Origin of the sequence: Burkholderia sp. AU30280 (assembly GCF_020420125.1) — a bacterium.
Classification (GTDB): Bacteria; Pseudomonadota; Gammaproteobacteria; order Burkholderiales; family Burkholderiaceae; genus Burkholderia.
Window position 1 is genome coordinate 520,522 of sequence record NZ_JAIZRY010000004.1, and the last position, 24,119, is coordinate 544,640.

Annotated in this window: 19 protein-coding genes; 10 read left to right on the forward strand and 9 right to left on the reverse strand. The window is 69.3% G+C overall.

The window, feature by feature from the left end:
- Positions 1-38: 38 nt before the first annotated feature.
- The 3 genes from LGN17_RS12675 to LGN17_RS12685 are packed head-to-tail and all read right to left on the reverse strand — an operon-like array spanning position 39 to position 3,445.
- Positions 39-845 carry a sulfite exporter TauE/SafE family protein gene (locus LGN17_RS12675; RefSeq protein ID WP_226197116.1) on the reverse strand — a complete coding sequence of 269 codons (807 nt, stop codon included), beginning with the start codon at positions 843-845 and terminating at the stop codon, positions 39-41.
- Between the two features lie 18 nt (positions 846-863).
- A complete protein-coding gene (locus LGN17_RS12680) occupies positions 864-2,531 on the reverse strand; it encodes a bifunctional protein tyrosine phosphatase family protein/NAD(P)/FAD-dependent oxidoreductase (protein WP_226197117.1) in 1,668 nt (555 codons plus the stop codon).
- Between the two features lie 29 nt (positions 2,532-2,560).
- Positions 2,561-3,445 (reverse strand): MBL fold metallo-hydrolase, encoded by an 885-nt coding sequence (locus tag LGN17_RS12685; RefSeq protein WP_226197118.1) that lies wholly within the window; start codon positions 3,443-3,445, stop codon positions 2,561-2,563.
- A gap of 248 nt (positions 3,446-3,693) precedes the next feature.
- Between LGN17_RS12685 and LGN17_RS12690 the strand changes: the two genes are divergently transcribed.
- Complete coding sequence (locus LGN17_RS12690) at positions 3,694-5,091, forward strand: sigma-54 interaction domain-containing protein (protein ID WP_226197119.1); 1,398 nt, start codon at positions 3,694-3,696, stop codon at positions 5,089-5,091.
- Positions 5,092-5,163: 72 nt separating this feature from the next.
- Complete coding sequence (locus LGN17_RS12695; RefSeq protein WP_175956160.1) at positions 5,164-5,694, forward strand: M949_RS01915 family surface polysaccharide biosynthesis protein; 531 nt, start codon at positions 5,164-5,166, stop codon at positions 5,692-5,694.
- Positions 5,695-5,711: 17 nt separating this feature from the next.
- Here LGN17_RS12695 and LGN17_RS12700 read toward each other — a convergent pair whose 3' ends face one another.
- The 4 genes from LGN17_RS12700 to LGN17_RS12715 all read right to left on the reverse strand — a co-directional run bounded on the left by LGN17_RS12700 (position 5,712) and on the right by LGN17_RS12715 (position 12,684).
- The gene (locus LGN17_RS12700) at positions 5,712-6,740 is read right to left on the reverse strand and encodes a MerR family transcriptional regulator (protein WP_226197120.1); all 1,029 of its coding nucleotides are present in this window, start codon (positions 6,738-6,740) and stop codon (positions 5,712-5,714) included.
- A 120-nt stretch (positions 6,741-6,860) separates the two neighbouring features.
- Positions 6,861-8,426, reverse strand: coding sequence for an efflux transporter outer membrane subunit (locus tag LGN17_RS12705; RefSeq protein ID WP_226197121.1), 1,566 nt, complete (start codon positions 8,424-8,426; stop codon positions 6,861-6,863).
- 2 nt (positions 8,427-8,428) lie between these two features.
- A complete protein-coding gene (locus LGN17_RS12710) occupies positions 8,429-11,578 on the reverse strand; it encodes an efflux RND transporter permease subunit (RefSeq protein WP_226197122.1) in 3,150 nt (1,049 codons plus the stop codon).
- The gene (locus LGN17_RS12715) at positions 11,575-12,684 is read right to left on the reverse strand and encodes an efflux RND transporter periplasmic adaptor subunit (RefSeq protein ID WP_226197123.1); all 1,110 of its coding nucleotides are present in this window, start codon (positions 12,682-12,684) and stop codon (positions 11,575-11,577) included. Before LGN17_RS12715 ends, LGN17_RS12710 begins: the two co-directional genes overlap by 4 nt.
- A 186-nt stretch (positions 12,685-12,870) precedes the next feature.
- Between LGN17_RS12715 and LGN17_RS12720 the strand changes: the two genes are divergently transcribed.
- A complete protein-coding gene (locus LGN17_RS12720) occupies positions 12,871-13,491 on the forward strand; it encodes a TetR/AcrR family transcriptional regulator (RefSeq protein ID WP_175956151.1) in 621 nt (206 codons plus the stop codon).
- Between the two features lie 93 nt (positions 13,492-13,584).
- Here the strand turns inward: LGN17_RS12720 and LGN17_RS12725 are convergent, their stop codons facing one another.
- Positions 13,585-15,318 carry a ClcB-like voltage-gated chloride channel protein gene (locus tag LGN17_RS12725; RefSeq protein WP_226197155.1) on the reverse strand — a complete coding sequence of 578 codons (1,734 nt, stop codon included), beginning with the start codon at positions 15,316-15,318 and terminating at the stop codon, positions 13,585-13,587.
- Between the two features lie 103 nt (positions 15,319-15,421).
- Positions 15,422-16,486 carry a YeiH family protein gene (locus LGN17_RS12730; protein ID WP_226197124.1) on the reverse strand — a complete coding sequence of 355 codons (1,065 nt, stop codon included), beginning with the start codon at positions 16,484-16,486 and terminating at the stop codon, positions 15,422-15,424.
- Between the two features lie 112 nt (positions 16,487-16,598).
- Between LGN17_RS12730 and LGN17_RS12735 the strand changes: the two genes are divergently transcribed.
- The 7 genes from LGN17_RS12735 to LGN17_RS12765 all read left to right on the forward strand — a co-directional run bounded on the left by LGN17_RS12735 (position 16,599) and on the right by LGN17_RS12765 (position 24,118).
- Positions 16,599-17,492: a LysR family transcriptional regulator gene (locus tag LGN17_RS12735; RefSeq protein ID WP_226197125.1), complete on the forward strand. Its 894-nt coding sequence runs from the start codon at positions 16,599-16,601 to the stop codon at positions 17,490-17,492.
- Between the two features lie 164 nt (positions 17,493-17,656).
- A complete protein-coding gene (locus LGN17_RS12740) occupies positions 17,657-18,421 on the forward strand; it encodes a TIM barrel protein (RefSeq protein ID WP_226197126.1) in 765 nt (254 codons plus the stop codon).
- A 28-nt stretch (positions 18,422-18,449) separates the two neighbouring features.
- Positions 18,450-19,442: a sugar kinase gene (locus LGN17_RS12745; protein ID WP_226197127.1), complete on the forward strand. Its 993-nt coding sequence runs from the start codon at positions 18,450-18,452 to the stop codon at positions 19,440-19,442.
- 109 nt (positions 19,443-19,551) lie between these two features.
- Positions 19,552-20,832 (forward strand): MFS transporter, encoded by a 1,281-nt coding sequence (locus LGN17_RS12750; protein WP_226197128.1) that lies wholly within the window; start codon positions 19,552-19,554, stop codon positions 20,830-20,832.
- A 5-nt stretch (positions 20,833-20,837) separates the two neighbouring features.
- Positions 20,838-21,803: an NAD(P)-dependent oxidoreductase gene (locus tag LGN17_RS12755; protein ID WP_175956137.1), complete on the forward strand. Its 966-nt coding sequence runs from the start codon at positions 20,838-20,840 to the stop codon at positions 21,801-21,803.
- A gap of 428 nt (positions 21,804-22,231) precedes the next feature.
- A complete protein-coding gene (locus LGN17_RS12760) occupies positions 22,232-23,275 on the forward strand; it encodes a LacI family DNA-binding transcriptional regulator (protein ID WP_226197129.1) in 1,044 nt (347 codons plus the stop codon).
- Between the two features lie 54 nt (positions 23,276-23,329).
- On the forward strand, positions 23,330-24,118 hold the full coding sequence (locus tag LGN17_RS12765; RefSeq protein WP_226197130.1) for a YhfC family glutamic-type intramembrane protease: 789 nt from the start codon (positions 23,330-23,332) through the stop codon (positions 24,116-24,118).
- Position 24,119 lies beyond the last annotated feature (1 nt).

A 24,119-nucleotide genomic window follows, 5' to 3' on the forward strand; every position in this document is an offset into this window, starting at 1 on the left:
GGGCATGGCTTCGATTACCGTGCCCGGCCGTGGCCGCTTCATGCGCGGAACGCCGCCTTCGCCAGCAGCCCGAGCGCGACGCACACGAGCACGACCGCGAACCCGGCCTGCACGTGCCGGGCGGCGAGGTGGCGTGACGCGCCGCGGCCGGCGGCCATGCCGAGCGCGGTCGCGACGGTGAACCACAACGTCACGTCGAGCGGTGCGCGCGTGCCCGACACGAGCGTGGCGAACACGCCGCCGGTGCCGACGAGCGCGATCACCATCAGCGACGTCGCGACCACGCCGTGCATCGACACGTTCGTGAACTTGCGCAGCATCGGCACGATCACGAAGCCGCCGCCCACGCCGAGCAGCCCCGTCATCAGGCCGGTCATCGCACCGGTCGACGCAAGCGCGACGCCGACCGGCCAGGACCAGACGAGCCGGCCCGTATCGGGATTCACGCGGCCGACGCACAGCGGCGACGTTTCCGCGTCGACCGGCGCGTGCCGCAGCGCCTGCAACAACAGGCGGCCGGCGACCACCAGCATCGTCAGCGCGAATAGCGCGAGCAGCAGGCGTTGCGGCAGCACATGCGCGAGCCGCACGCCGAGCGTGGTCAGCGGCACGCCGGCCACCGCCATCAGCAGCGCCGCGCGGTAGCGCACGAGCCCACGGCGGAAACCTTCGAGCGCGCCGAGCGCGGCGCTGCCGGCCACCGCGACGAGCGCGACAGGCGTGGCCTGCTGCATCGGCCAGCTCATGCCGACGACGAGCGCGGGCACCGCGAGGATGCCGCCGCCGGCGCCGGTCAGGCCGAGCACGGCGCCGACGAAACCGCCCAGTACGAGGGAAATCAGCATGACGTCATCGCGCTCCGGTCAACGTGCGATCGCGGGCTTCGCGAGCCACTCGCGGCCCTTGAGCATCGCCTTCCAGTAGAGCGGCGGCAGCACGCGTTCCTTGAGCAGCCACGCGAGCCGCGACGGACGCTTGCCGTCGATCAGCCACGCGGGGAAGGTCGGTGCGACCTTGCCGCCGTACAGGAATTCGGCGAGCACGATCTTGCCGCGCTCAACCGTGAGCGGGCACGAGCCATAGCCGTCGTACGCGGCGTCGCCCTGCGCGTGGCCGAGCGATGCGAGCAGGTTGTGTGCCACCACCGGCGCCTGCTTGCGGGCAGCCGCGGCCGTTTTCGCATTGGTCGTGTTGGTGGCGTCGCCGAGTGCGTAGATGTCCGGAAACTGCTTGTGCCGCAGTGTCGCCGGATCGACGTCGATCCAGCCGGCCGCGTCGGCGAGCGGGCTCGAACGCACGAAGTCGGGCGCCTTCTGCGGCGGCACGACGTGGATCATGTCGAACGCGCGCACGACGGTTTCCTGGCCGCCGTCCGGCAGCGCGCGCGCGAACGTCGCGCGGCGCGCGGGCCCGTCGATCGACACGAGGTTGTGGCCGAACGATAGCGCGATGTCGTAGCTTTTCACGTACTCCATTAGCGCGGGCACGTAGTCGGCGACGCCGAACAGCGCGGCGCCTGCATTCAGGAACTCGACGTTCGCGGCCTCGAGGCGGCCCGCGCGCCGCCAGTGGTCGCACGACAGGTACATCGCCTTCTGTGGCGCGCCCGCGCACTTGATCGGCATCGGCGGCTGCGTGAAGAGTGCGTTGCCGCCGCGGAACGCGCGCACGAGCTCCCACGTGTACGGCGCGAGATCGTAGCGGTAGTTGGACGTGACGCCGTTGCGGCCGAGCGTGTCGGCGAGCCCTTCGATCGCGTGCCAGTCGAGCTTGAGCCCCGGGCACACGACGAGCTTGCGATAGCCGATGCGGCGGCAGCCGTCGAGCACGACGGTGTGCGCGTCGGGCTCGAAGCCCGCCACGGCGGCCTGGATCCGCTGCACGCCGCGCGGCAGCACGTCGGTCATTCGGCGCGCGGTGGTCTCGGGCCGGAACACGCCCGCGCCGACCATCGTCCAGCCGGGCTGGTAGTAGTGGACGTCGGCCGGATCGATCACCGCGATGTCGAGCGACGCATTGCGCGCGAGCAGGCTCGACGCGACCGCGATGCCGGCCGCGCCCGCGCCGACGATCACGATGTCGTGCCGCGCGTCGACGGCCGGCGCCGCCTGCTTGCCGCCTTGCATGACGCGCGAGGCGAGCGCGCGCAGGTCGTAGCCGGCTGCGCCGGCCGTCGCGACGATGTCGTTCAGCGGGCGCAGGCCGGCTTGCGACAGCGCCCACAGCGTGGCCGAGCGCGTGCCGCTGCGGCAATACGCGAGCACCGGGCCTTCGAGCGACGCGACGAGCGCACCGAACTGCGCGGCCTGGTCGTCGGTCACCTTGCCCGTATCGACCGGCAGGTAGTGCACGTCGATGCCGAGCGGGGCGGCGGCCGCGCGGATCTCGGTGACGGTCGGCTGGTCGGGGCCTTCTCCGTCGGGGCGGTTGCAGATGATCGCGCGGATGCCGGCCGCGTGAAGCGCGGGCAGGTCGGCCGCCGCGATCTGCGGCGAGACCGACAGCGTGTCGGTCAGCGGGCGGATGGTCATGTCGGGGTTCTCCGGGTGGGGCGTGCGGCTCAGATCGCGTCGAGCGGGATCTTCAGGTAACGCACGCCGTTGTTTTCAGGCTCGGGCAGGTGGCCGGCGCGCATGTTGACCTGCACGGACGGCAGCATCAGCACGGGCATCGCGAGCGTGGCGTCGCGCGCGGTGCGCATCGCGACGAAATCGTCCTCGGTCACGCCGTCCTTCACGTGCACGTTCGCGCGGCGCTGCTCGGCCACGGTCGTCTCGAACTGCACGTCGCGGCCGCCCGGCTGGTAGTCGTGGCACAGGTACAGGCGCGTGTCGGGCGGCAGCGCGAGCACGCGCGCGATCGAGCGGTACAGCGTGCGCGCATCGCCGCCGGGGAAGTCGCAGCGGGCCGTGCCATAGTCGGGCATGAACAGCGTGTCGCCGACGAAGGCCGCGCGCTGCGTCGCATCGTCGACGCAGTAGGTCATGCACGCGGGCGTATGGCCCGGCGTATGCAGCGCGCGGATCGTCAGCGCGCCGAGCGCGAGCGTGTCGCCGTCGTCGAGCAGCCGGTCGAACTGGCGGCCGTCGTGCGCGAAGCCGGGGCCCGCGTTGAACAGCGTGCCGAACACGTGCTGCACGCGGCGCACGTGCGAACCGATCGCGATCCGGCCGCCGACGTGTTCCTTCAGGTACGGTGCGGCCGACAGGTGGTCGGCGTGCACATGGGTTTCCAGCAGCCAGTGCACGTCCGCGCCGAGTTCGGCGACGCGGGCGATCAGCCGGTCGGCGCTCGCCGTGTGCGTGCGGCCGGATTTCGGGTCGTAGTCGAGCACGCTGTCGATCAGCGCGCACGCGCGGCTCGCGGTATCGAGCAGCAGATAGCTGACGGTGTGGGTCGCCGGGTCGAAAAAGCCTTCGACCGACAGCGTGGGGGCGTTGCTCACGGGGTGTCCTCGATCGGGTTCTGCATCTGCAATCCGGATCAGTAATTCAAGAAGCGTGCCAGCCTGCATCGCAGTGCCGACCGATCTGCCAGGGACTTGATTCGGCTCGGATTTTCGGTGCGGCCGCGGCGATGCGCGGGTGTCGCCGGCACCGGTTCGTCACGGTGGACTGCCACGACTGGCAGTGCCGTGGCAGAATTGGCAGTCTGCGTGGCAGTTCGTCAGGCAGCCCTACACCGAGCGTCCGCATGAATCCGCACGACACCATCCCGATCGTCCCCGCGCCGCGCCACGACGTCATGCCCGACGTGCGCGCGCTCGTCGCGTATCTCGAGCAGGACCCGCAGCCGATGATCGTCGTCGATCCCGACTACCGCATCCTCGCGGCGAACGATGCGTACCGGCGCCAGTTCGGCGTCGCGGGCGTCGAGCACGTGGGCCGGCACTGCTTCCAGGTCTCGCATCACTACGACGTGCCGTGCGACCAGGCCGGCGAGCATTGCCCGATGAAGCAGGCGCTCGAATCGCGCGGGTTGAACCGCGTGCTGCACATCCACCACACGCCGCGCGGCCCCGAGCATGTAGACGTCGAATTGCGGCCGATCTTCGATGCGCAGGGCAACGTGATCGCGTACGTCGAGCGGCTGACGACGGTGCGCAGCGCGTCCGCGCAGCCGAGTGCGGAAGGGCTCGTCGGCGGCGCGGACGCGTTCAATGCGGCGCTCGGCGCATTGCAGCGCGTCGCGCCCTCGATGCTGCCGGTGCTGCTGCTCGGCGAATCGGGCACCGGCAAGGAACTGTTCGCCCGCGCGCTGCACGAGGCGAGCGACCGAGCGATGGGGCCGTTCGTCGTCGTCGACTGCTCGGGGATCGCCGAGACGTTGTTCGAGAGCGAACTGTTCGGGTACGAGAAGGGCGCGTTCACCGGCGCGAACCAGCGCAAGCCGGGGCTCGTCGAAACCGCGCAGGGCGGCACGCTGTTCCTCGACGAGATCGGCGACGTGCCGCTGCCGATGCAGGTGAAGCTGCTGCGCCTGATCGAGTCGGGCACGTTCCGCCGCGTCGGCGGCGTCGAGGCGCTGCGCGCGGATTTCCGGCTGGTCGCGGCGACGCACAAACCGCTGCGCGAGATGATCGACGACGGCCGGTTCCGGCAGGACCTCTATTACCGGATCAATGCGTTTCCGATTCCGTTGCCGGCGCTGCGCGACCGGCGCGGGGACATCGCGCTGCTGGCCGAATCGATCCTGCGGCGGATCGCGAACGCGCGCGCCAGTGCGGGCGACGGGAGCGCGCGGCCGTTCGCGGCCCGGCCGTTCGTGCTGACCGAGCGCGCGCGTGCGTGCCTCGAAGCGTATGCGTGGCCGGGCAACATCCGCGAGCTGCGCAACGTGCTCGAACGCGCGTGCCTGTTCGCGGACGACGGGACGATCCGGATCGAGCATCTGCCAGCGGAGCTGGTCGCCGCATCGGCGGCGCCGCAGGACCATACGGCCGATGCGCGCGGCGTGTCGGACGCGGAGCTGGTGCGCATCGCGCGCACGTTCGACGGCACGCGCAAGGCGCTCGCCGAACAGGTCGGCATGAGCGAGCGGACGTTGTACCGGCGGATGAAGGCGCTCGGGCTCGGATCGCGCGAGCGCTGAACGGGCGGGCCGCTGGTAGCGGCACGTGGCTTTGTCGATAATGGCGGGTTCGATCCTGCCTCCACGTCACCGATGAAGACACGCTTCCTTTCGCCCGGTCTGTTTCTTGCCGCCACCGCGCTGTGCAATCTGGCGCAAGCCGCCGCCCAATACACATGGACCGACGCGGCCGGTGCACACGCGGTGACGCTCGCCAGGACCGAATCCGGCGACGACGTCGAACTCAAGGTGGCCGCGACGCTCGACGGCCGGCCCGACTGGACCGTACGTGACTACGTGAAGGCATGCCCGGTCGACGTGATCCTCGACGTCGTGCCCGCGTCGATCGAAATGCGCGACCTGCTCGGCAACGGCCGCAAGCAGTTCCTGTTCGCGTACAAGATCGGCTGCCGCGGCGACGTCAGTGCCGACCAGGTCAAGTACTTCCTGGTCGACCAGGGCACGAAGTACGTGCTGCGCGGCGAGGAAACCGTCACGGTCAACGGCAAGTTCATGGACGGCGGCGCGGCGCCCGTGCCGAATGCGGACCTGAAAGCCCAACCCGCGTTTCTGCGCTACATGACGAAGCACTGGCACGGGATCAGCGTGCGCGACTATCGATAGGCGTGCACTCAACGCACTCAACGCGCAGGCGCAAGCTGCGCCATCGCCTCCCGCACGAAGCCGATCAGCGTGTCGTCGATCCACGAATCCTGCGTCAGCGACGGCTCGTTCATCATCGCCCGGCGGAATTTCGCATGCGTGGCCGGATCGTTGCCGGCATAGCTGCAGAACAGCGCGAGCCAGCGCTGCGCGAGCGCGCGGCCTTCCGGTGAATCCGGCCTGGCGCCCGCATCGATCGCGTCGCGCACGTCGCCCATCAGCTGCGGCCATGCCATCGCGCTTTCACCGTAGTGGGCGCGCATGAAACGGATCTCGTCCGGCGCGAGATACTTCTCGAAGATCCGCATCTTGGTTTCCGACGACGCGCGCAGCACATAGTCGCGCAGCGCGGTCGAAATGCCGATCTTCGACTGCATCGCCGGTTCATGCTCATGCATCAGGTTCAGCTTCGCCAGCAGCCGCGGGTCGTTGTTCGTGTCGCGCACGAGCAGCGACATCCAGCGGCTGGCGAGCGCACGGGTGCGCTCGTCCTCGGCGGGTACGCCCGCATCGTGCAGCGCACGCACGTCGTCGACGAGTGCGATCCATTCGGCGTCGCCCGCCTGGCTCTTCCGGTACATCGGCAGGCGCGCGAGTTCTTCCTCGGAAAAATATTTGTCGTACACGGTCATCAACTCCAGTGTGGTGAGCCAGTCGGCCAGCTCCGGCTCCGTGCCCGCGGCGAGCTGCGCATGCAGGCTCACGAGCCGCTCGCGCAGCTGCGCGGTCTGCGCGAGCTGACGGTCGAGCAGCGCGATCTGCTTCGCGACGATCTCGACGAGCGGGGTGTCGGGCTGGTTCAGGTGGTTGCCGATTTCGGCGAGCGACAGGCCGAAGCGACGCAGCGCCTGGATCTGGTGGAGCCGGGCGATGTCGTGGCGGTCGTACAGCCGGTAGCCGTTGTCGGCACGCGCCGAAGGCGTCAGCAGACCGATCGCGTGATAGTGATGAAGCGTGCGGACGGTCAGCCCGCTGCGTTTCGCCAGTTCTCCCACTTTCAGTCGCATTCGTTCCTCCGTTCGGGTCGCACACTGGAGTCTCGAACGTTACGCTACGTGAGGGTCAAGCGGAAGATCGGGAATCGGGTGCGCGGGGAGAGGCCGCGCGCACCCGACGGCAGGGCCGGCTTATTGCGCCGCAGGCGGGGTGCCGGCGGTGGCGGCGCGGGCTTGCTGGCCGGTTGCGGCGTCGCCGGCTGCCGGGGCGGTCTTGCCGGACCGGCCGGCCTGGTCGACCGGCGGCGTGCCCATCGCCTGGTAAAGCCGCGCGGTATCCGCGAACCGCGCGCCGGTCGCGCGGATCTCGTCGAGCCGCGCGTTGCGGTACTGCAGCTCGCTGGCGCGCGCGGCCGACGGCGGCAGCGCGCCGAGCCGCACGCGGGCCGCCGCGTCGTCGTATGCGCCGCGCGCGGACAGCGCGGCGCGCGACGACGCGTCGAGCGCCTCCGCGTCATGCTCGAGCGCCGCGAGCGAATCGGCGACGTTCTGGAACGCGCCGAGCACGGCCTGCTTGTACTGGTCGACGGCGGCCTCGTAGGTCGCCTTCGCCGCGCGGCGCTGCGCGAGCAGCGCGCCGCCATGAAAGATCGGCTGGCTCAGCGACGCGCCGACGTTCCAGATCGCGCCGGCGCCCGAGAGCATCGCCGGCCAGCTGAAACCGCCTTTGCCCATCGCGGCCGACAGCGACAGCTGCGGGAACATCTGCGCGGTCGCGAGGCCCACTTCGGCCGCGGCGGCCTTCAGCCCCGCGTCGGCCGCCTGGATGTCCGGGCGGCTTTGCAGCAGGTCGGACGGCACGACGACGGGCACTTGCTCGGGCAGGTGCAGATCGGCGAGCGTGAGATCGGCCGGCGGCCGGTCGGGCGTGCGGCCGATCAGCACCGCGAGCGCATGGCGCGCCGAGTCGCGCTGCTGGCGCAGCGCGGGCAGGCTCGCCGCGAACGTGTCGGCGCTTTGCCGTGCGTTCAGCGCGTCGCTGCGCGAGGCCGAACCGAGCGCGTAGCGGCGTTCGGCATCGTGCGCCTGGTCGTTGGCGAGCGCGACGAGCCGCTCGGTCGTGCCGATCTGCGCATTGAGCACCGATACCGTGATCGACGCGGTGACGATGTTCGCGGCCAGCGCGCGCCGCGCGGATTCGAGCTGGAACGCGCTGACGTCGACGCGCCGCGCGAGCGCACGGTTCGCGAAACGCGACGCGCCGAACAGGTCGATCGTATAGCTCGCCTGCAGTTGGCCGACGAAGGTGTCGTACAACAGCGTCGGCGCGCCGAGCGCGGGAATCGGCACGCCGAGCGCACGCTGGCGCGTGGCCTGGCCGCCCGCGTCGATCGACGGCAGCATCGAGCTGCCGATCTGCCCGCGCAACTGTTCGCGCGCGGCATCGAGCGAGTGCGATGCCGCGCTCAAGGTCGGGCTGTTGTGCAGCCCTTCGTCGACGAGCGCGTTCAGCGCATCGGAGCGGTACTGCTTCCACCAGTCGGGCACCGGTTGCGCGCCGACCTCGAACTGCTGCGCGACGCCTTGCGCGGACACGGTCTGCTGGACTTGCGGTGTGGTGCCGTAGTGCGCGGGCGACGGCATCGCGGGCGGCTCGCCGCTCGGCGCGAACCAGGCGCAGCCCGCGAGCGGGCCGGCGAGGCTCGCCACGGCGAGTGCCCGCACGGCTTGGGTTTTCAGGTTCATCGATCGATCCATGGTCAGGCTCCCGACGGCGCGGCCGGCGTGCTGCCGCCAGGCGGCGGGCCGTCCTGCGGGTCGCGTTCGTCGCGCTTCACGCGGAACCACGTCGCATACAGCGCGGGCAGGTAGAACAGCGTCAGCACGGTCGCGCTCGTGATGCCGCCCATCAGCGCGGTCGCCATCGGCCCGAAGAAGTTCGAGCGCAACAGCGGGATCAGCGCGAGCACGGCGGCCGCGGCCGTCAGCGTGATCGGGCGGAAGCGCCGCACGGTCGCGCCGATGATCGCGTCGATACGCCGGTGGCCGACCGTGATGTCCTGTTCGATCTGGTCGACCAGGATCACCGAGTTGCGCATGATGATCCCGAACATCGCGATCACGCCGAGCATCGCGACGAAGCCGAACGGCTGGCCGAACAGCAGCAGCGTGGCGACCACGCCGATCAGCCCGAGCGGCGCGGTCAGCACGACCATCAGCACGCGCGAGAAGCTCTGCAGCTGGATCATCAGCAGCGTGAACACGGCGATCGCCATCAGCGGCATTTGCGCATTGATCGACTTCTGCGCCTTCGCGCTTTCCTCGACCGAGCCGCCGATGTTGATCTGATAGCCGACCGGCAGTTGCGCGCGCAACGCGTTCAGCTTTGCGTCGACCGCATGCGTGACGTCGATGCCCTGCGCGCCGGCGCGCACGTCCGACTGCACGGTGATGGTCGGCTGGCGGTCGCGTTCCCACACGACGCCGTATTCGAGCGTCGGCTTGAAGCGGCCGAGCGAGCCGAGCGGCACCGGGCCGTTCGGGGTCGGCAGCGCGAGGCCGGCGAGCTTCGCGGGGTCGACTCGGTCGGCCTTTGGCGCGCGCAGGTCGACCGCGATCAGCTTGTCGCGCTCGCGGTATTGCGTGACGGTCGTGCCGGACAGCGTCATCGCGAGGAAGCTTGAGACGTCCTGCGACGTGACGTTCAGCTCGCGCGCCTTCTTCTGGTCGATCTCGAAGCGCACCGAACGCTCGGCCGGCTCGTCCCAGTCGAACTGCACGTTGACCGTGCGTGCGTCGCCGCGCATCGTCGCCGCGACCTTCTCGGCAATCGAGCGGACCGTCGCGATGCTGTCGCCGCTCACGCGGAACTGCACCGGATAGCCGACCGGCGGACCGTTCTCGAGCCGCGACAGCCGCCAGCGCACGGCCGGGAACTGCTCGCGCAACGTGGTTTCGAGCCAGGTCGCGAGCTTCTCGCGGTCCTTCACCGAGTGCGCGGTGATCACGAACTGCGCGAAGTTCGGCAACTGAAGCTGCTGGTCGAGCGGCAGGTAGAAGCGCGGCGCGCCGCTGCCGACGAAGTTCACCGAATGATCGATCTCGGGGCGCTTGTCGATCACTTTCTCGAGGCGCTCGGTCTCGCGCAGCGTCGCCGCGAATGATGCGCCTTCGGGCAGCCGCAGGTCGACCAGCAGCTCGGGGCGATCGGAACTCGGGAAGAACTGCTGCGGCACGAGCGAGAAGCCCATCAACGCCACGACGAAGAGCGCGCCCGTGATCAGCAGCACGATGAAGCGCCGCTCGATGCACCAGTCGATCCAGCCGCGCAGCCGCCGATAGAAACGCGTGTCGTAGATGTCGTGCTCGTGGTCGTCGGGCAGGTGCGCCTCGTGCGCCTGCCGCTTGCGCTCGGGCAGCAGGTGGAAGCCGAGCAGCGGGATCAGCACGACCGCCGCGAACCACGACGCGATCAGCGCGATCGCCGACACCTCGAAGATCGAGCGCGTGTATTCGCCGGTGCTCGATTTCGCGAGCGCGATCGGCAGGAAGCCCGACACGGTGACGAGCGTGCCGGTCAGCATCGGGAACGCGGTGCTCGTATAGGCGAACGCGGCCGCGCGTGCGCGGGTGTAGCCCTGCTCGAGCTTCACGGCCATCATCTCGACCGCGATGATCGCATCGTCGACGAGCAGCCCGAGCGCGAGCACGAGCGTGCCGAGCGACACCTTGTGCAGCCCGATGTCGAACAGGTACATGAAGAGGGCGGTGACCGCGAGCACGACGGGAATCGAGATCACGACCACCATCCCGGTGCGCAGGCCGAGCGACACGAGGCTCACGACCAGCACGATCGCGACCGCTTCCGCGACGGCCTCGAGGAAGTCGTCGACCGAATGCGCGACCGCATGCGGCATGCTCGATACCAGCGTCAGCTTGAGGCCGGCAGGCAGTTGCGCCTGCAGGTCCTTCGATTCGTCGTCGAGCGCCTTGCCGAGCCGGATCACGTCGCCGCCCGGCTGCATCGTGACGCCGATGCCGAGCACCGCGTGGCCGTTCGCGCGCATCTGCGTGACGGTCGGATCGTCGTAGCCGCGCGTCACCGTCACGAGATCGCCGAGCCGGAACGTGCGGCCGTTGATGCGGATCAGCGTGTCGGCGATCGCGCCGACGTTGTCGAACTGGCCGCTCGGCCGCACGAACACGCGGTCGTCGGCGGTCGTCAGCGTGCCGGCCGACGAGATGTCGTTCTGCGCGTTGATCGCCTGCCCGAGCTGCTGCGGCGAGATGCCGAGGCGCGTCAACTGCGCGTTGTTGACCTCGATGAAGATCCGCTGGTCGGGGTCGCCGAAATAGTCGACCTTGCCGACGCCCGGCACGCGCAGCAGCACGGTGCGCAACTGGTCGGCGTAGTCGTGCAGCTGCGCGGGCGAGAAGCCGTCGCCCTCGAGGGTCCAGATGTTGGTGTAGACGTCGCCGAACTCGTCGTTGAAGAACGGGCCCTGCACGCCGGGCGGCAGCGTATAGCCGATGTCGCCGACCTTCTTGCGGATCTGGTACCAGGTCTCGGGCACGTCCTTCACGGGCGCCGAATCCTTCATCGTGAAGAAGATCAGCGATTCGCCGGGGCGTGAATAGCTGCGCAGGAAGTCGATGGCCGGCGTTTCCTGCAGCTTGCGGCCGATCCGGTCGGTCACCTGTTCCTGCACCTGCCGCGCGCTCGCGCCGGGCCAGAACGTGCGGATCACCATCACGCGGAACGTGAACGGCGGGTCTTCGGATTGCGCGAGGCGCGTGTAAGCGAGGATGCCCGCGAGCGTCGCGAGCGCGATCAGGTAGACGACCAGCGCCTGGTGGCGCAGCGCCCACGCCGACAGGTTGAAGCGGCCTTCTTCGTAGGAAACGCTCACGATGCGAAGTCCTCCGGATGCAGCGGCGCGATCGCGCGTACCTTCTCGCCCGCGCTGACCGTGTGCACCCCCTGCAGCACCACGCGTTCGCCGGGCTGCAGCCCGTGCGACACCGTCACCGTGCGCTCGTTGAAGCGCGCGACGTCGACGCGGCGCAGCTCGAGCGTGTCGTCCTTCGTGCGCACGACCCATACGGCCGGTTGCTGGCCATCGTGGAACAACGCGGTCGCGGGCAGCGTGATCGATTGCGCGTCGGCGGCGGCCGGTGCGCCGTCGAACGCGACGCTGGCCGTCATGCCGAGCTTGATTGCCGGATCGGGCGCGGCGAGCGTGAGCTTCACGCGATAGGTGCGGCTTTGCGGATCGGCGGCCGGCGCGATTTCGCGCACCTTCGCGGCGAACGCGCGGCCCGGCAGCGCCGGCAGCGTGACGCTAGCCGCGTGGCCGGGCGTGAGCGACGCAAGCGCGGACTCGGGCACGTCGCTGACCACGTCGACGTCGCCGGACCACGCGAGCTGGTAGACGGCCTGGCCGGCCGACACGTTCTGGCCGGTATCGGCCTGTTCGGCGGTGATGGTGCCCGCGTGATCGGCGACGAGCGTGGCGTAGCGGAGCTGGTTCTTCGCGAGCGCGAGCTGCTGCTGCGCCTGGTCGCGCTGCGCGAGCGCCGACGTGTAGCTGTTCTCGGTCTGCTCGAGCTGCGCGGTGGCGATCAGGTTTTCGCGCGCCTGCGCGCGATCGCGGTCGAGCTGCTGCTTCGCGAACGCGAGGCTGTGCGTCGCGGCATCGAGTTGCGCCTGCGCGCTCGCGGCGTTCTTCTCGACGTCGGACGGATCGAGCAGCGCGACGACCTGGCCAACCTTGACCGTATCGCCGAGGCGCACCTTGCGCTCGATGATCTTGCCGGCGATGCGGAACGACAGCGGCGTGGCATAGCGCGGCTGGATCTCGCCGGGGAGCGTGCTGGCGACGGCGGCGCCGTCGGCATGGGCGGGCAGCGCGACGACGGGGCGCGGCGCGGGCGGCGCGGATTCTTTCGGATGACAGGCGGCGAGGACGAGCGCGGCGCCGACCAACAGCGCGGCGCGGGAACCGGAGCGATTCACGAAACCCCCAGATGAGGTGAGAGCGAGAGCGGAACGAAGCCGGCAAGCGCGGCGGGCGCTTGCCCCGAGCGGCGCCGGCACGGGCGTGCGGACACCATCTTTCAGAAACTGTGGCGAATTCTAATACACACCTGTATCTGAATGCAAAGATGAATCCGAAAGGGGATTGGTGCTAGACTGCGCGCCATGAAACCTCAGCGCTTAACCCGCGAGCAGAGCAGGGACCAGACGCGCGAACGTCTGCTGAATGCCGCGCATCGTATTTTTCTGAAGAAAGGCTTTGTGGCCGCGAGCGTCGAGGACATTGCGGCCGCGGCGGGCTTTACGCGCGGTGCGTTCTACTCGAATTTCCGCAGCAAGTCGGAACTGCTGCTCGAACTGCTCGCGCGCGACCATGATTCGGTGCGGGCCGATTTCGAAGCGATCTTCGAGGAAGGCGGCCCGCGCGAGCAGATGGAGTCGATGGCGCTCGCGTACTACCGGACGCTGTTTCGCGACGATGAATATTCGCTGCTGTGGGGCGAGGCGAAGCTGCAGGCCGCGCGCGACGCGAAGTTTCGCGTGCGCTTCAACCAGTTCCTGCACGCCAAGCGGTTGCAGATGGCCGAATTCATCCAGCGCTTCGCCGAGCGCGCGGGCACGCCGCTGCTCCTGCCGGCCGAGACGCTCGCGTTCGGCCTGATGTGCCTGTGCGACGGCGTGCAGTCGTTTTACACGGCCGATCCGCAGCACGTGTCGGCCGACTCGGCCGAAGCGGTGCTTGCCGGGTTCTTCGCGCGGGTCGTGCTGGGGCGCGCGCCGGACTGAGCGGGGCGGCGGGTGCGCGGGCGTCGTGCTCGCCCGCGGCAGACGGCAGGCGGCATGCGATGAAGCGGGGCGGCGCGCACCGCGCCATGCGCGTCAGCGCTCGCCCGTCATCCGCCGATATGCGTCGAGCAGCGACGTCTTGTAGACCACCCCCGCGAGCGTCGGCTCGGCCTCGCTCTCGATCACCGGCAGCCGCTCGCCCTGGAACGCCATGAAGCGTTCGAGCGCGGTGGCCAGCGGCATGTCGGGCGTGAGGAGCGGAAACGGCGTGTGCGCGTAGTGCGCGGCCGTCTTGTCGGTCGTGTCGCGCTTGTCGAGCAGGTCCGACGTGATGTCCTTCAGCGCGACCGCGCCGCGAAAGCGCCCGGCGTCGTCGGTCACGTACAGGTACTTCACCGGATACTCGAGGAACACGCGCGTCATGTCCGCGACGCTCGCCGTGAGCGGCACGACCGTCTGCGCGGGCTGGATCAGCTCGCGCATCTGCGTGGTGCGCAGCCGCATCCGCTCCTGCGCGTCCTGGTAGTGATGCAGCGTGATCTCGTACATCGACGTCGTGCCCGTCGCGCGGGCGACGAAATACGCGAACACGCACGACACCAGCAGCGGCAGCACGACCTGGTAGCTCAGCGTCATCTCGAAGATCATCAGGATCGCCATCAGCGGCGCCTGCGTGGCGCCCGCCATGAACGCGCCCATCCCGACGATCGCATACGCGAAGTACGCCGACGTATGGCCGGGCCACAGCGCTTCCATCGCGAGCCCGAACAGCGAACCGAACACCGCGCCGACGAACAGCGTCGGCGTGAACACGCCGCCGATCGCGCCCGAGCCGGCGGTCGCGGCGGTCGCGATCACCTTGAACACGAGTACCGCGACGAGCGCCTGCCAGGTCCACGGTGAATGGAGGATGTGGTTCACGACGCTGTAGCCGTTGCCCCACACGTCCGGAGTCCACACCGAGATCACGCCGACGACGAGGCCGCCGAGCGCGAGCCGCACGGGCAACGGCACCGGTAGCCGCTTGAACTGGTTCTTCGACGCGTCGAGCAGGTGCAGGAACTGCGGCGCGAGCACGCCGCACAGCGCGCCGAGCACGACGAACAGCAGCACCTCGGGGCCGGTGACGGCCGGAAACACCGGCATCTCGTACGGCGGCCGGTAGCCGACGAATTCGCGCATCACGATGTTCGCGACGACCGACGCGACGACCATCGGCCCGAAACTCTCCATCGCGATCGTGCCGAGCACGATTTCCGATACGAAGAAGGCGCCGGCGATCGGCGCGTTGTAGGCGGACGTGATGCCGGCCGCCGCCCCGCAGGCGACCAGCAGGCGCAGGCGCGGCGGGTCGAAGTGCGCGAAGCGGCCGACGAGCGACGCGGCGAGCGCCGCGAGCTGCACCATCGGGCCTTCGCGGCCGATCGAGCCGCCGCTGCCGATCGTCAGCAGCGACGACACGCTGCGCCACAGGCTCTGGCGGACCGGCACGATGCCGTTGCCGAGCGCGACCGATTCCATGTAGTCGGTCTTGGCGGCCTTCTTGTCGCCGCGCGTCGCCAGCAGCAGCACGCAGCCGGCGAGAAAGCCGCCCGCGGCCGGCATCCAGAACCGCACGTACCAGGGCAGGCTCTTCGCCATCTGCACGAAGCTGCCGCTGTGCCCGGAGATCAGGTGCTGCATCAGGTCGATGCCTTCGCGGAACGCCATCGTGGCAAAGGCGCCGCCGACGCCGACGATGGCCGACCAGATCAGCATCGTATGGGCGTCCGACAGGCGGAACAGCGTTTGGGCGCGAGTGCGCAGCTTCAGCAGGAACGAGAGCACGGCTGAAAGAGGGCGATGGAAAACGACGCGAAGCATAGCACTGCGCCGCGCCCGCGGGACCATCCCGTCGGGCGCGGCGCGCGAAGTGTCACGGGCGGGCAACTCAGCCAAGCCAGTGCTGCACGGCCCAGGTGATCCCGTAGCCGCCGGCGATCAGCCATACGTACAGGATCAGGCCGGTCATCAGCGCGCGGGGGCCGGCCGCGCGGATCTGCGCGACGCGGGTTTCGATGCCGAGCGCGGTCATCGCCATCGTCAGCGCGAAGGTGTCGAGCACGTTCAGCGTGTGCGTGACGTCGGCGGGCAGCACGTTCAGCGAGTTGACGATCACGAAGCCGAGGAAACCGAGCGCGAACCAGGGCACGGCCACCTTGCGCTTGCCTTGCGCGCCGCCGGCGGCGCGCGCCGAGCGGGCGAGCCACCAGCCGAGCACCAGCAGCACCGGCACGAGCAGCATCACGCGGGTCATCTTGACGATCGTCGCGACGTGCGCGACCTGCGGGCTGATGTCGCTCGCCGCGCCGACCACCTGCGCGACCTCGTGGATCGTGCCGCCGAAGAACAGGCCGAGGCCGGCCGGATCGAGGTTCAGCAGCCCGGCGTGATACGCGAGCGGGTACAGGAACATCGACAGCGTGCCGAACAGCACGACGCTGCCCACGGCCATCGCGCTCTGGTGCGGCTTCGACTGCAGCGTCGACTCGAACGCGAGCACGGCGGCCGCGCCGCAGATCGCGCTGCCCGCGGCGGTCAGCAATGCCGAGTCGCGGTCGAGCTTCATGATCTTCATGCCGGCCCAGGTGCCGATCACGAGCGTGCTGACGACGACCAGTACCGACACCGTCAGGCCCGGCAGCCCGACCTGCGCGATTTCCTGCAGGCTCACGCGCAACCCGAAGAACGCGACCGCGATGCGCAGCAGCTTGCGCGCGGAGAAATTGACGCCGGCCGCCCAGCTGGCCGGCATGCCGTCGCGCAGCGCGTTGCCGTACAGCGCACCGGCGACGATGCCGACGATCAGCGGCGACAGGCCGAGCCCCGCGATCGCGGGCAGCTGGGACAGGCTCGTGACGGCGGCGGCGAACAGCGCGACGAACAGCACGCCGTTCAACTGGCCGCGCATCGACGGCGCGGCGGGGCTGAGATGGGGAGTCGGGGCAGTGGACATGGAAGCACCGTGATGGAGCGTGTTGCGATGCTGTAATCCTAATTTCGTTATATCGATATGAAAAATTGTGATTTGTGACGTAAACTATCCGGAAAGCCGATAATTTCACCCCATGACCCCGGATCAACTGATAACGTTCGCCGCCGTCGCCGAGCACCTGAACATCAGCCACGCCGCCGTGTCGCTGCATCTGTCGCAGCCGGCCGTGTCGGGCCAGTTGCGGCTGTTGCAGGACGAATTCGGCGAGCCGCTGTACCAGCGCGAAGGCCGCGGCATCCGGCTGACGCCGGTCGGAGAACAGCTCGCGCAATACGCGAAGGCGCAGCGCGACACCTTTGCGCAGGCGCGCGCGTTTCGTGACGCGGTACGCGGCCTCGAGGCCGGCACGCTGCGCATCGGCGCGAGCACGACCCCCGCGAGCTACCTGCTGCCGTACCTGATCGCGGCGTTCCAGCCGCGCGCGCCACGCGTGGCGATCCACACGATGAGCGGCAACACGGCCGACGTGGTCGCGGCGCTGCCGTCGCTCGATATCGCGATGATCGAAGGGCCCCCTGGCGAGGCACTGCCGCCGGGCACCGCGGTGCATGCGTGGCGCGAGGACGAGATCGTGGCGATCGTGCCGACCGGTCATCCGCTGGCCGCGCCCGACTATGCGTCGGGGGTCACGCTCGACGCGCTGGCGGCCCATCCGCTCGTACTGCGCGAGGCGGGCTCCGCCGTGCGGCAACTCGTCGAGCGTGCGTTCGCGCAAGGCGCGGCGCCGATGCGCGTCGCGTTCGAGATCGCGGGCGTCGAGGCGGTGAAGGAAGCGGTGCGGGCCGGGATGGGCGTCGGGTTCGTATCCGCGATGTCGCTGCGTCACGACGATGCCGCGCTCGTCCTGCGCTCGCTCGCGCCCGCGCCGCTCGCACGTCACTTCTCCATCCTCGTGCCGCACGGCGGCGCGCCGTCGCGGGTCGCCGCACAATTCCTCGAGATGAGCCTCGCGCACGACGTCGCATGAGTGGCCGCACGCCCGGCCCGGGAACGCGCGATGCGCGCCGTGTCGGTGCGCATCTGCGTCGTTGCCCCATCTTAGGGATTTCCTCTATGGCGTGGGTCTGACGCGAAGCGCACCATCCGTCTCAAGCAAATGGAACCGGTTCCATTCCGGTGAAAAAGGGCAAAATGACAGACATCGTGATCGTGGCGAGCGCATTCGGGATGGATCGCGTGCGTCAGGAGGGCCACGGCGCATTCGTCGCGACCGCGGCAGCGTCCGGTGCGACCGGCTTCGAGGTGCGGCGTGAACTGTTCGCGTCCGAAGCGGAAGCAGCCCCCGCCGCGCTGGCCGCGCTCGGCGCGCAACTGGCCAGCCACGGGCTGTGGTCGGTCTATTCGACGCCGGCCAACCTGTACACGGAAACGGGTGCGCTCAATGCGGACGCGTTGCGCAGCGCGCTCGCGGAAGCCGACGCGCTCGGGGCGCGCTTCGTGAAATTCCAGCTCGGCGGCTTCGCCGGCGACGCGCACGCGGCGGACATCGTCGCGCTGTCGCGCGGTGCGCGTGCCCGGGTGGTGGTCGAAAACGGCCAGCTTCCGGTGGGCGGCGCGCTCGCGCAGTTCCGCGGGCTGTTCGCGGCGCTGGCCGCGGCGGGCACGCCCGATGCGCTCGGGATGACCTTCGACATCGGCAACTGGCAGTGGCCGGGCGAAGCGCCGCTTGACTGCGCGCAAGTGCTCGCGCCGTATGTGGAATACATTCATTGCAAGGCGGTCGCGGGCGAGGGCGCGCGCCGTTTCGCCGCCGCGCCGGCGCCGAACGACCCGCTCGTGACCGGCGTGCTCGCGGCGCTGCCGCGGCAGGTGCCGCGCGGTATCGAGTTCCCGTTCGACGCGGCCGACCTGGCGGGCGATGCATGCCGGCGCGTCGCGTGGCTCGCGGCCGCGTGACGGCGGAAGGATCCTGGAGAGTTCATTCATGAAAGCAGCACTCGATGTCGTGACCTACGGCGAAGCGATGGCGATGTTCGTCGCGAACGAGCCCGGCCATCTCGCGCACGCGACGCAATTTTCGAAGCGGATCGCGGGCGCCGACCTGAACGTCGCGATCGGCCTGTCGCGGCTCGGCTTCCGGGTCGGCTGGATGAGCCGCGTCGGTCGCGATTCGTTCGGCGGCTACGTGCTCGACACGCTGGCGCGCGAGGGCATCGACGCGTCGTGCGTGACGGTCGACCCGCGTTATCCGACCGGCTTCCAGCTGAAGTCCCGCAACGACGACGGCAGCGACCCGACCGTCGAATATTTTCGCAAGGGCTCGGCCGCGAGCCACCTGTCGTGCGACGACTACGTGGCCGACTACGTTCTCGGCGCGCGCCACCTGCACCTGACGGGCGTCGCGCCGGCGATCTCCGCGACGTCGTGCGAGCTCGCGTTCAAGCTCGCGCGCGAAATGCGCGCGGCCGGCAAGACGATCTCGTTCGACCCGAACCTGCGCCCGACGCTGTGGCCGTCCGCCGACGTCATGGCGAAGACGCTGAACGCGCTCGCGTCGCTCGCGGACTGGGTGCTGCCGGGCATCGCCGAAGGGCGGCAACTGACCGGGCACGACACGCCGGCCGACATCGCGGGCTTCTACCTGGCGCAGGGTGCGCGTGGTGTCGTGATCAAGCTTGGTGCCGAAGGCGCGTACTACCGGACGGCCGATGGTCATGACGGCACGGTGGCGGGCGAGCGCGTGCAGAACGTCGTCGACACGGTCGGCGCCGGCGACGGTTTCGCGGTCGGCGTGGTCAGCGCGCTGCTGGAGGGCAAGACGATCGAGCAGGCCGTGGCGCGCGGCAACCGGATCGGCGCGCTCGCGATCCAGGTGATCGGCGACTCGGAAGGGCTGCCGACCCGCGCCGCGCTCGATCGATTCGAAAACGTCAGCAATCGCGCCGATCGCTTAGAGGAAACCTTCACCGCGCAATGAGAGGCCGGACACGGCACAATCCGCGGACTCTTTCGTCGTGCACGCGCACGGCAACGTTCGGGACCGGGGCGCGCGCCGAAGCGTGCGTTCCGACACAGGAGACATTCTGATGGCCAACACACTTGCTGCCCGCCGCTGGTGGACGATCATGCCGATCGTCTTCATCACGTACAGCCTCGCCTACCTCGACCGCGCGAACTACGGATTCGCGGCCGCGGCCGGCATCAACCAGGACCTCGGGATCAGCAAGGGCCTGTCGTCGCTGATCGGCGCGCTGTTCTTTCTCGGCTACTTCTTCTTCCAGATCCCCGGCGCGATCTATGCGGAACGCCGCAGCGTGAAGAAGCTCGTGTTCGTCAGCCTCATCCTGTGGGGCGCTTGCGCGGCGCTCACGGGCGTGGTCAGCAACATCCCGTCGCTGATGGCGATCCGCTTCGCGCTCGGCGTCGTCGAGGCGGCCGTGATGCCGGCGATGCTGATCTACATCAGCAATTGGTTCACGAAGAACGAGCGCTCGCGCGCGAATACGTTCCTGATCCTCGGCAACCCGGTCACCGTGCTGTGGATGTCGATCGTGTCGGGCTATCTCGTGCACGAATTCGGCTGGCGCCACATGTTCATCGCCGAAGGCGTGCCGGCCGTCCTCTGGGCCGTGTGCTGGTGGTTCCTCGTGCAGGACAAGCCGGCCGATTCGCCGTGGCTCAACGCGCAGGAAAAGCGTGACCTCGACGCCGCACTCGCGGCCGAGCAGGCAGCGATCAAGCCCGTGCGCAACTATGGCGAGGCGTTCCGTTCGCCGGCCGTGATCAAGCTGTGCGCACAGTATTTCTGCTGGAGCATCGGCGTGTACGGCTTCGTGCTGTGGCTGCCGTCGATCGTCAAGAACGGCTCCGACCTCGGGATGGTCGCGACCGGCTGGCTGTCCGCGTTGCCGTATCTCGCCGCGACGATCGCGATGCTCGCCGCATCGTGGGCGTCCGACAAGGTCGGTTCGCGCCGCGGTTTCGTGTGGCCGTTCCTGCTGATCGGCGCGGCTGCGTTCGCCGCATCGTACGCACTCGGCTCGTCGCACTTCTGGATTTCGTATGCGCTGCTGGTCGTCGCAGGCGCCGCGATGTACGCGCCGTACGGCCCGTTTTTCGCGATCGTGCCGGAACTGCTGCCGAAGAACGTCGCCGGTGGTGCGATGGCGCTGATCAACAGCATGGGCGCGCTCGGCTCGTTCGTCGGCTCGTACTTCGTCGGCTACCTGAACGGTGCGACCGGCTCGCCCGTCGCGTCGTACGCATTCATGAGCGCCGCGCTCGTCGCGGCGGTGATCCTCACGCTGTCCGTCAAACCCCAGGCGCGCGATGCGCATCCGCTCGCGACGCCGCTGCAAGGAAAATGAATCAGATGAAGCCCCGTATCGTCGCGTACAAGCCGCTGCCCGATGACGTCCTCGCGTACCTGCGCGAGCATGCGGACGTCGTGCGGGCCGACGGCGCCGCAGCCCTCGCCGATGCGCTCGGCGATGCGGACGGCGCGATCGGCGCGAGCCTGAAGGTCACGCCGCAGATGCTCGACCGCGCTCCGCGGCTGAAGGCGTGGTCGACGATCTCGGTCGGCTACGACAACTTCGACGTCGCGGATCTCACGCGGCGCGGCATCGTGCTCGCGCATACGCCGGACGTACTCACCGAGTCGACCGCCGATACGGTGTTTTCGCTGATTCTCGCGTCCGCGCGACGCGTGGTCGAGCTGGCCGAGTGGGTGAAGGCCGGCCACTGGCATCACAGTATCGGCCCCGACCTGTACGGCACCGACGTGCAGGGCAAGACGCTCGGCATCGTCGGGCTCGGGCGGATCGGCGGCGCGGTCGCGCGGCGCGCGGCGCTCGGCTTCCGGATGCAGGTGCTGTACGCGAACCGCTCCGCGCATGCGGAAGCCGAGACGCAGTACGGCGCGCGGCGCGTCACGCTCGACGAACTGCTCGCGCAATCGGATTTCGTGTGCCTGCAGGTGCCGCTGTCTGCGCAAACGCACCACCTGATCGGCGCGGCCGAATTCGCGAAGATGAAGCGCGGGGCGATCCTGATCAACGCATCGCGCGGGCCGGTGGTCGACGAAGCCGCGCTGATCGATGCGCTGCGCGCGGGCACGATCCGTGGCGCGGGGCTCGACGTGTTCGAGAAGGAGCCGTTGCCGGCGGATTCGCCGTTGTTGCAGATGAAAAATGTCGTCGCGCTGCCGCATATCGGCTCGGCGACGCACGAGACGCGCCACGCGATGGCGCGCTGCGCCGCGGAAAACCTGGTCGGCGCGCTGGCCGGCACGCTGCGCACGAATCTCGTCAATCCGGATGCGCTCGCGCACGCCTGAGCCGCCGCGGGTAGCGGGGCGGCCACCGGTCGATGGTTGGCCGGCGGGGTACCGGCTTCGTTAGAGTCTATGGTCTTGGTGCCGGATGGCTGGCTGCGTTATGATCGCCCGCGTCGCATCGACGGCCCGGCAACGCTGCCGGCGGCGTCCCGCGACGGGTATCCGCGCCAGGTCCGGTGCGGCCGACTGTTTTTGCAGGTGACCGGGGCGGGTGCCGACGCGCCGGCGCCGATCAGCAGAAGCAGGGGATCAGCGTAAGCTCAAGCGCCAACGCTGACTGACTGCGAAGCATGGGATCCGCGTAAGTGCCGAAGCGCTGGAGCGCTGACGCGGGTCGACAGGAGATTCCACCGGGTGGCTTACGTTTCCAACAACAAAGGTCCGTCTGCTCACGAAGCGGCGCGGATCGTACGTCGCGAGGCACGACAGTGACCGATTCGCAACCTACCACGACGCGTCCGGCGACGATCAGCGATGTCGCGCGCGAGGCCGGCACGGGCAAGACCAGTGTGTCGCGCTACCTGAACGGCGAGACGCACGTGCTGTCCATCGATCTGCGCCAGCGGATCGAATCGGCCATCGCGCGGCTCAACTACCGGCCGAACCAGATGGCGCGCGGGCTCAAGCGCGGCCGCAACCGCTTGCTCGGCATGCTCGCGGCCGACCTGACCAATCCCTATACCGTCGAAGTGCTGCAGGGCGTCGAGGCCGCATGCCACGCGCTCGGCTACATGCCGCTGATCTGTCACGCGGCAAACGAAGTCGAGATGGAACGCCGCTTCCTTCAACTGCTCACGACTTACCGCGTCGAAGGGCTGATCGTCAACGCGCTCGGCGCCGATGAGGATGTGCTGCGCCCGCTGCGCGGAGCCGGCATCCCGGCCGTGCTTGTCGACCGGACGGTCGAAGGCTTCGAGGCCGACCTGATCGGCCTCGACAACGCCGACGCGATCGAGACGGCACTCGCGCACCTGGTCGAACACGGTTTCGACGCGATCCATTTCGTCGTGCAGCCGTTCGAGCGCGTCAGCTCGCGGCGCCTGCGCGAGGCTGCGTTCCGCGCGGCGCTGGCGGCGCGCGGGCTGACGGTGCCGTCGACGGTCGTGCTCGACCTGAACGCGCCCGACGCCGTCACGGCGGCGCTGGCCGACATCGATGCCCGCATCGACGACGCGGCGCGGCGCGGCGTGCGCGCGGCGCTGTTCGCCGCGAACGCGCCGGTCGCGCTCGCGATCGCGCGCCACCTGCGCGCGCGTTTCGGCACCGGATGGCAGCAGCAGGCGGCGCTGCTGTCGATCGACGATCCGGAATGGGCCGAGCTGATCGGCATCACGACGATCCGCCAGCCGACCTACGAAATCGGCTACAAGGCCGTCGAATTCGTGCACGAGCGGATCGACGGCGCGGCGGGCGACGTACGCGTCTCGCTGTTGCCGGGCGAACTGGTTGCGCGCGCGTCGACCGCAAGCTGAGTATCATGCGGGGCACGCAGCGCGCCGGATGCGCTGCCCCGAACAAGGAAATACATGACTGTCGCTCCCGTCACGCTGGCGGTGCTGATCGCCGCCACGCTGATCATCGCGCTCCTGCCGCTCGTCCTCTTCCGACTCCTGCGCAAGCCGCTGGCGCTGAACCGCCGCGATACGATCGTCGGCGTCGCCGTCTTCACGCTGTTTGCGATGATCCTCGAACGCGCGTTCCACGGGCTCGTGCTGAGCCGGACGCCGCCGGATGGCTGGCTCACGCAGCCGCTTGCGTTCGTCGCGTACAGCGTGCTCGCGACCGCCGTGTTCGAGGAGGTCGGCCGCTATCTCGGGATGCGTTTCCTGAACCGCCGCTACGGCCCGTCGGCCGGCGACAGCCGCGGCATCGGCTACGGGATCGGTCACGGTGGCGCCGAAGCATGGTTCGTCGGCGTACTCGTGTGGGCCCAGTGGTCGTATCTCGCGTGGCTCGCGAGCCGCGGCCAGCTCGAAACGCAACTCGCCGACCTGCCGGGCGATACCGTCGTGCGGCTGCACGTGATGCTTGCGACGCTGTCGGCGCAGTCGATCCTGTTGTTGCTGCTCGAACGCTGCGCGGCATTCGTGCTGCAGCTTGCGCTGTCGGTGCTGGTCTGGCGCGGCGTGCGCGCCGGCCGCGCGGGCGTGTTGCCGCTCGCGATCGTGCTGCATGCGCTGGCGGCTGCGCCGGCGTTGCTGTACCAGGTTCGCGTGCTGCCGGCCGGCTGGGTCGAGGCCGCGCATGTCATGCTGGCCGCGATCCTGGTCGTCGTGCTGGTGAAGGTGTGCCGGCCGTCGCAATCGGCAGCCTGAC

Coding starts and splice junctions, on each gene's coding strand:
- LGN17_RS12675 (WP_226197116.1), bottom strand. CDS start 845: ATGCTGATTTCCCTCGTACTGGGCGGTTTCGTCGGCGCCGTGCTCGGC.
- LGN17_RS12680 (WP_226197117.1), bottom strand. CDS start 2,531: ATGACCATCCGCCCGCTGACCGACACGCTGTCGGTCTCGCCGCAGATC.
- LGN17_RS12690 (WP_226197119.1), top strand. CDS start 3,694: ATGAATCCGCACGACACCATCCCGATCGTCCCCGCGCCGCGCCACGAC.
- LGN17_RS12695 (WP_175956160.1), top strand. CDS start 5,164: ATGAAGACACGCTTCCTTTCGCCCGGTCTGTTTCTTGCCGCCACCGCG.
- LGN17_RS12700 (WP_226197120.1), bottom strand. CDS start 6,740: ATGCGACTGAAAGTGGGAGAACTGGCGAAACGCAGCGGGCTGACCGTC.
- LGN17_RS12705 (WP_226197121.1), bottom strand. CDS start 8,426: ATGGATCGATCGATGAACCTGAAAACCCAAGCCGTGCGGGCACTCGCC.
- LGN17_RS12720 (WP_175956151.1), top strand. CDS start 12,871: ATGAAACCTCAGCGCTTAACCCGCGAGCAGAGCAGGGACCAGACGCGC.
- LGN17_RS12730 (WP_226197124.1), bottom strand. CDS start 16,486: ATGTCCACTGCCCCGACTCCCCATCTCAGCCCCGCCGCGCCGTCGATG.
- LGN17_RS12735 (WP_226197125.1), top strand. CDS start 16,599: ATGACCCCGGATCAACTGATAACGTTCGCCGCCGTCGCCGAGCACCTG.
- LGN17_RS12740 (WP_226197126.1), top strand. CDS start 17,657: ATGACAGACATCGTGATCGTGGCGAGCGCATTCGGGATGGATCGCGTG.
- LGN17_RS12745 (WP_226197127.1), top strand. CDS start 18,450: ATGAAAGCAGCACTCGATGTCGTGACCTACGGCGAAGCGATGGCGATG.
- LGN17_RS12750 (WP_226197128.1), top strand. CDS start 19,552: ATGGCCAACACACTTGCTGCCCGCCGCTGGTGGACGATCATGCCGATC.
- LGN17_RS12755 (WP_175956137.1), top strand. CDS start 20,838: ATGAAGCCCCGTATCGTCGCGTACAAGCCGCTGCCCGATGACGTCCTC.
- LGN17_RS12765 (WP_226197130.1), top strand. CDS start 23,330: ATGACTGTCGCTCCCGTCACGCTGGCGGTGCTGATCGCCGCCACGCTG.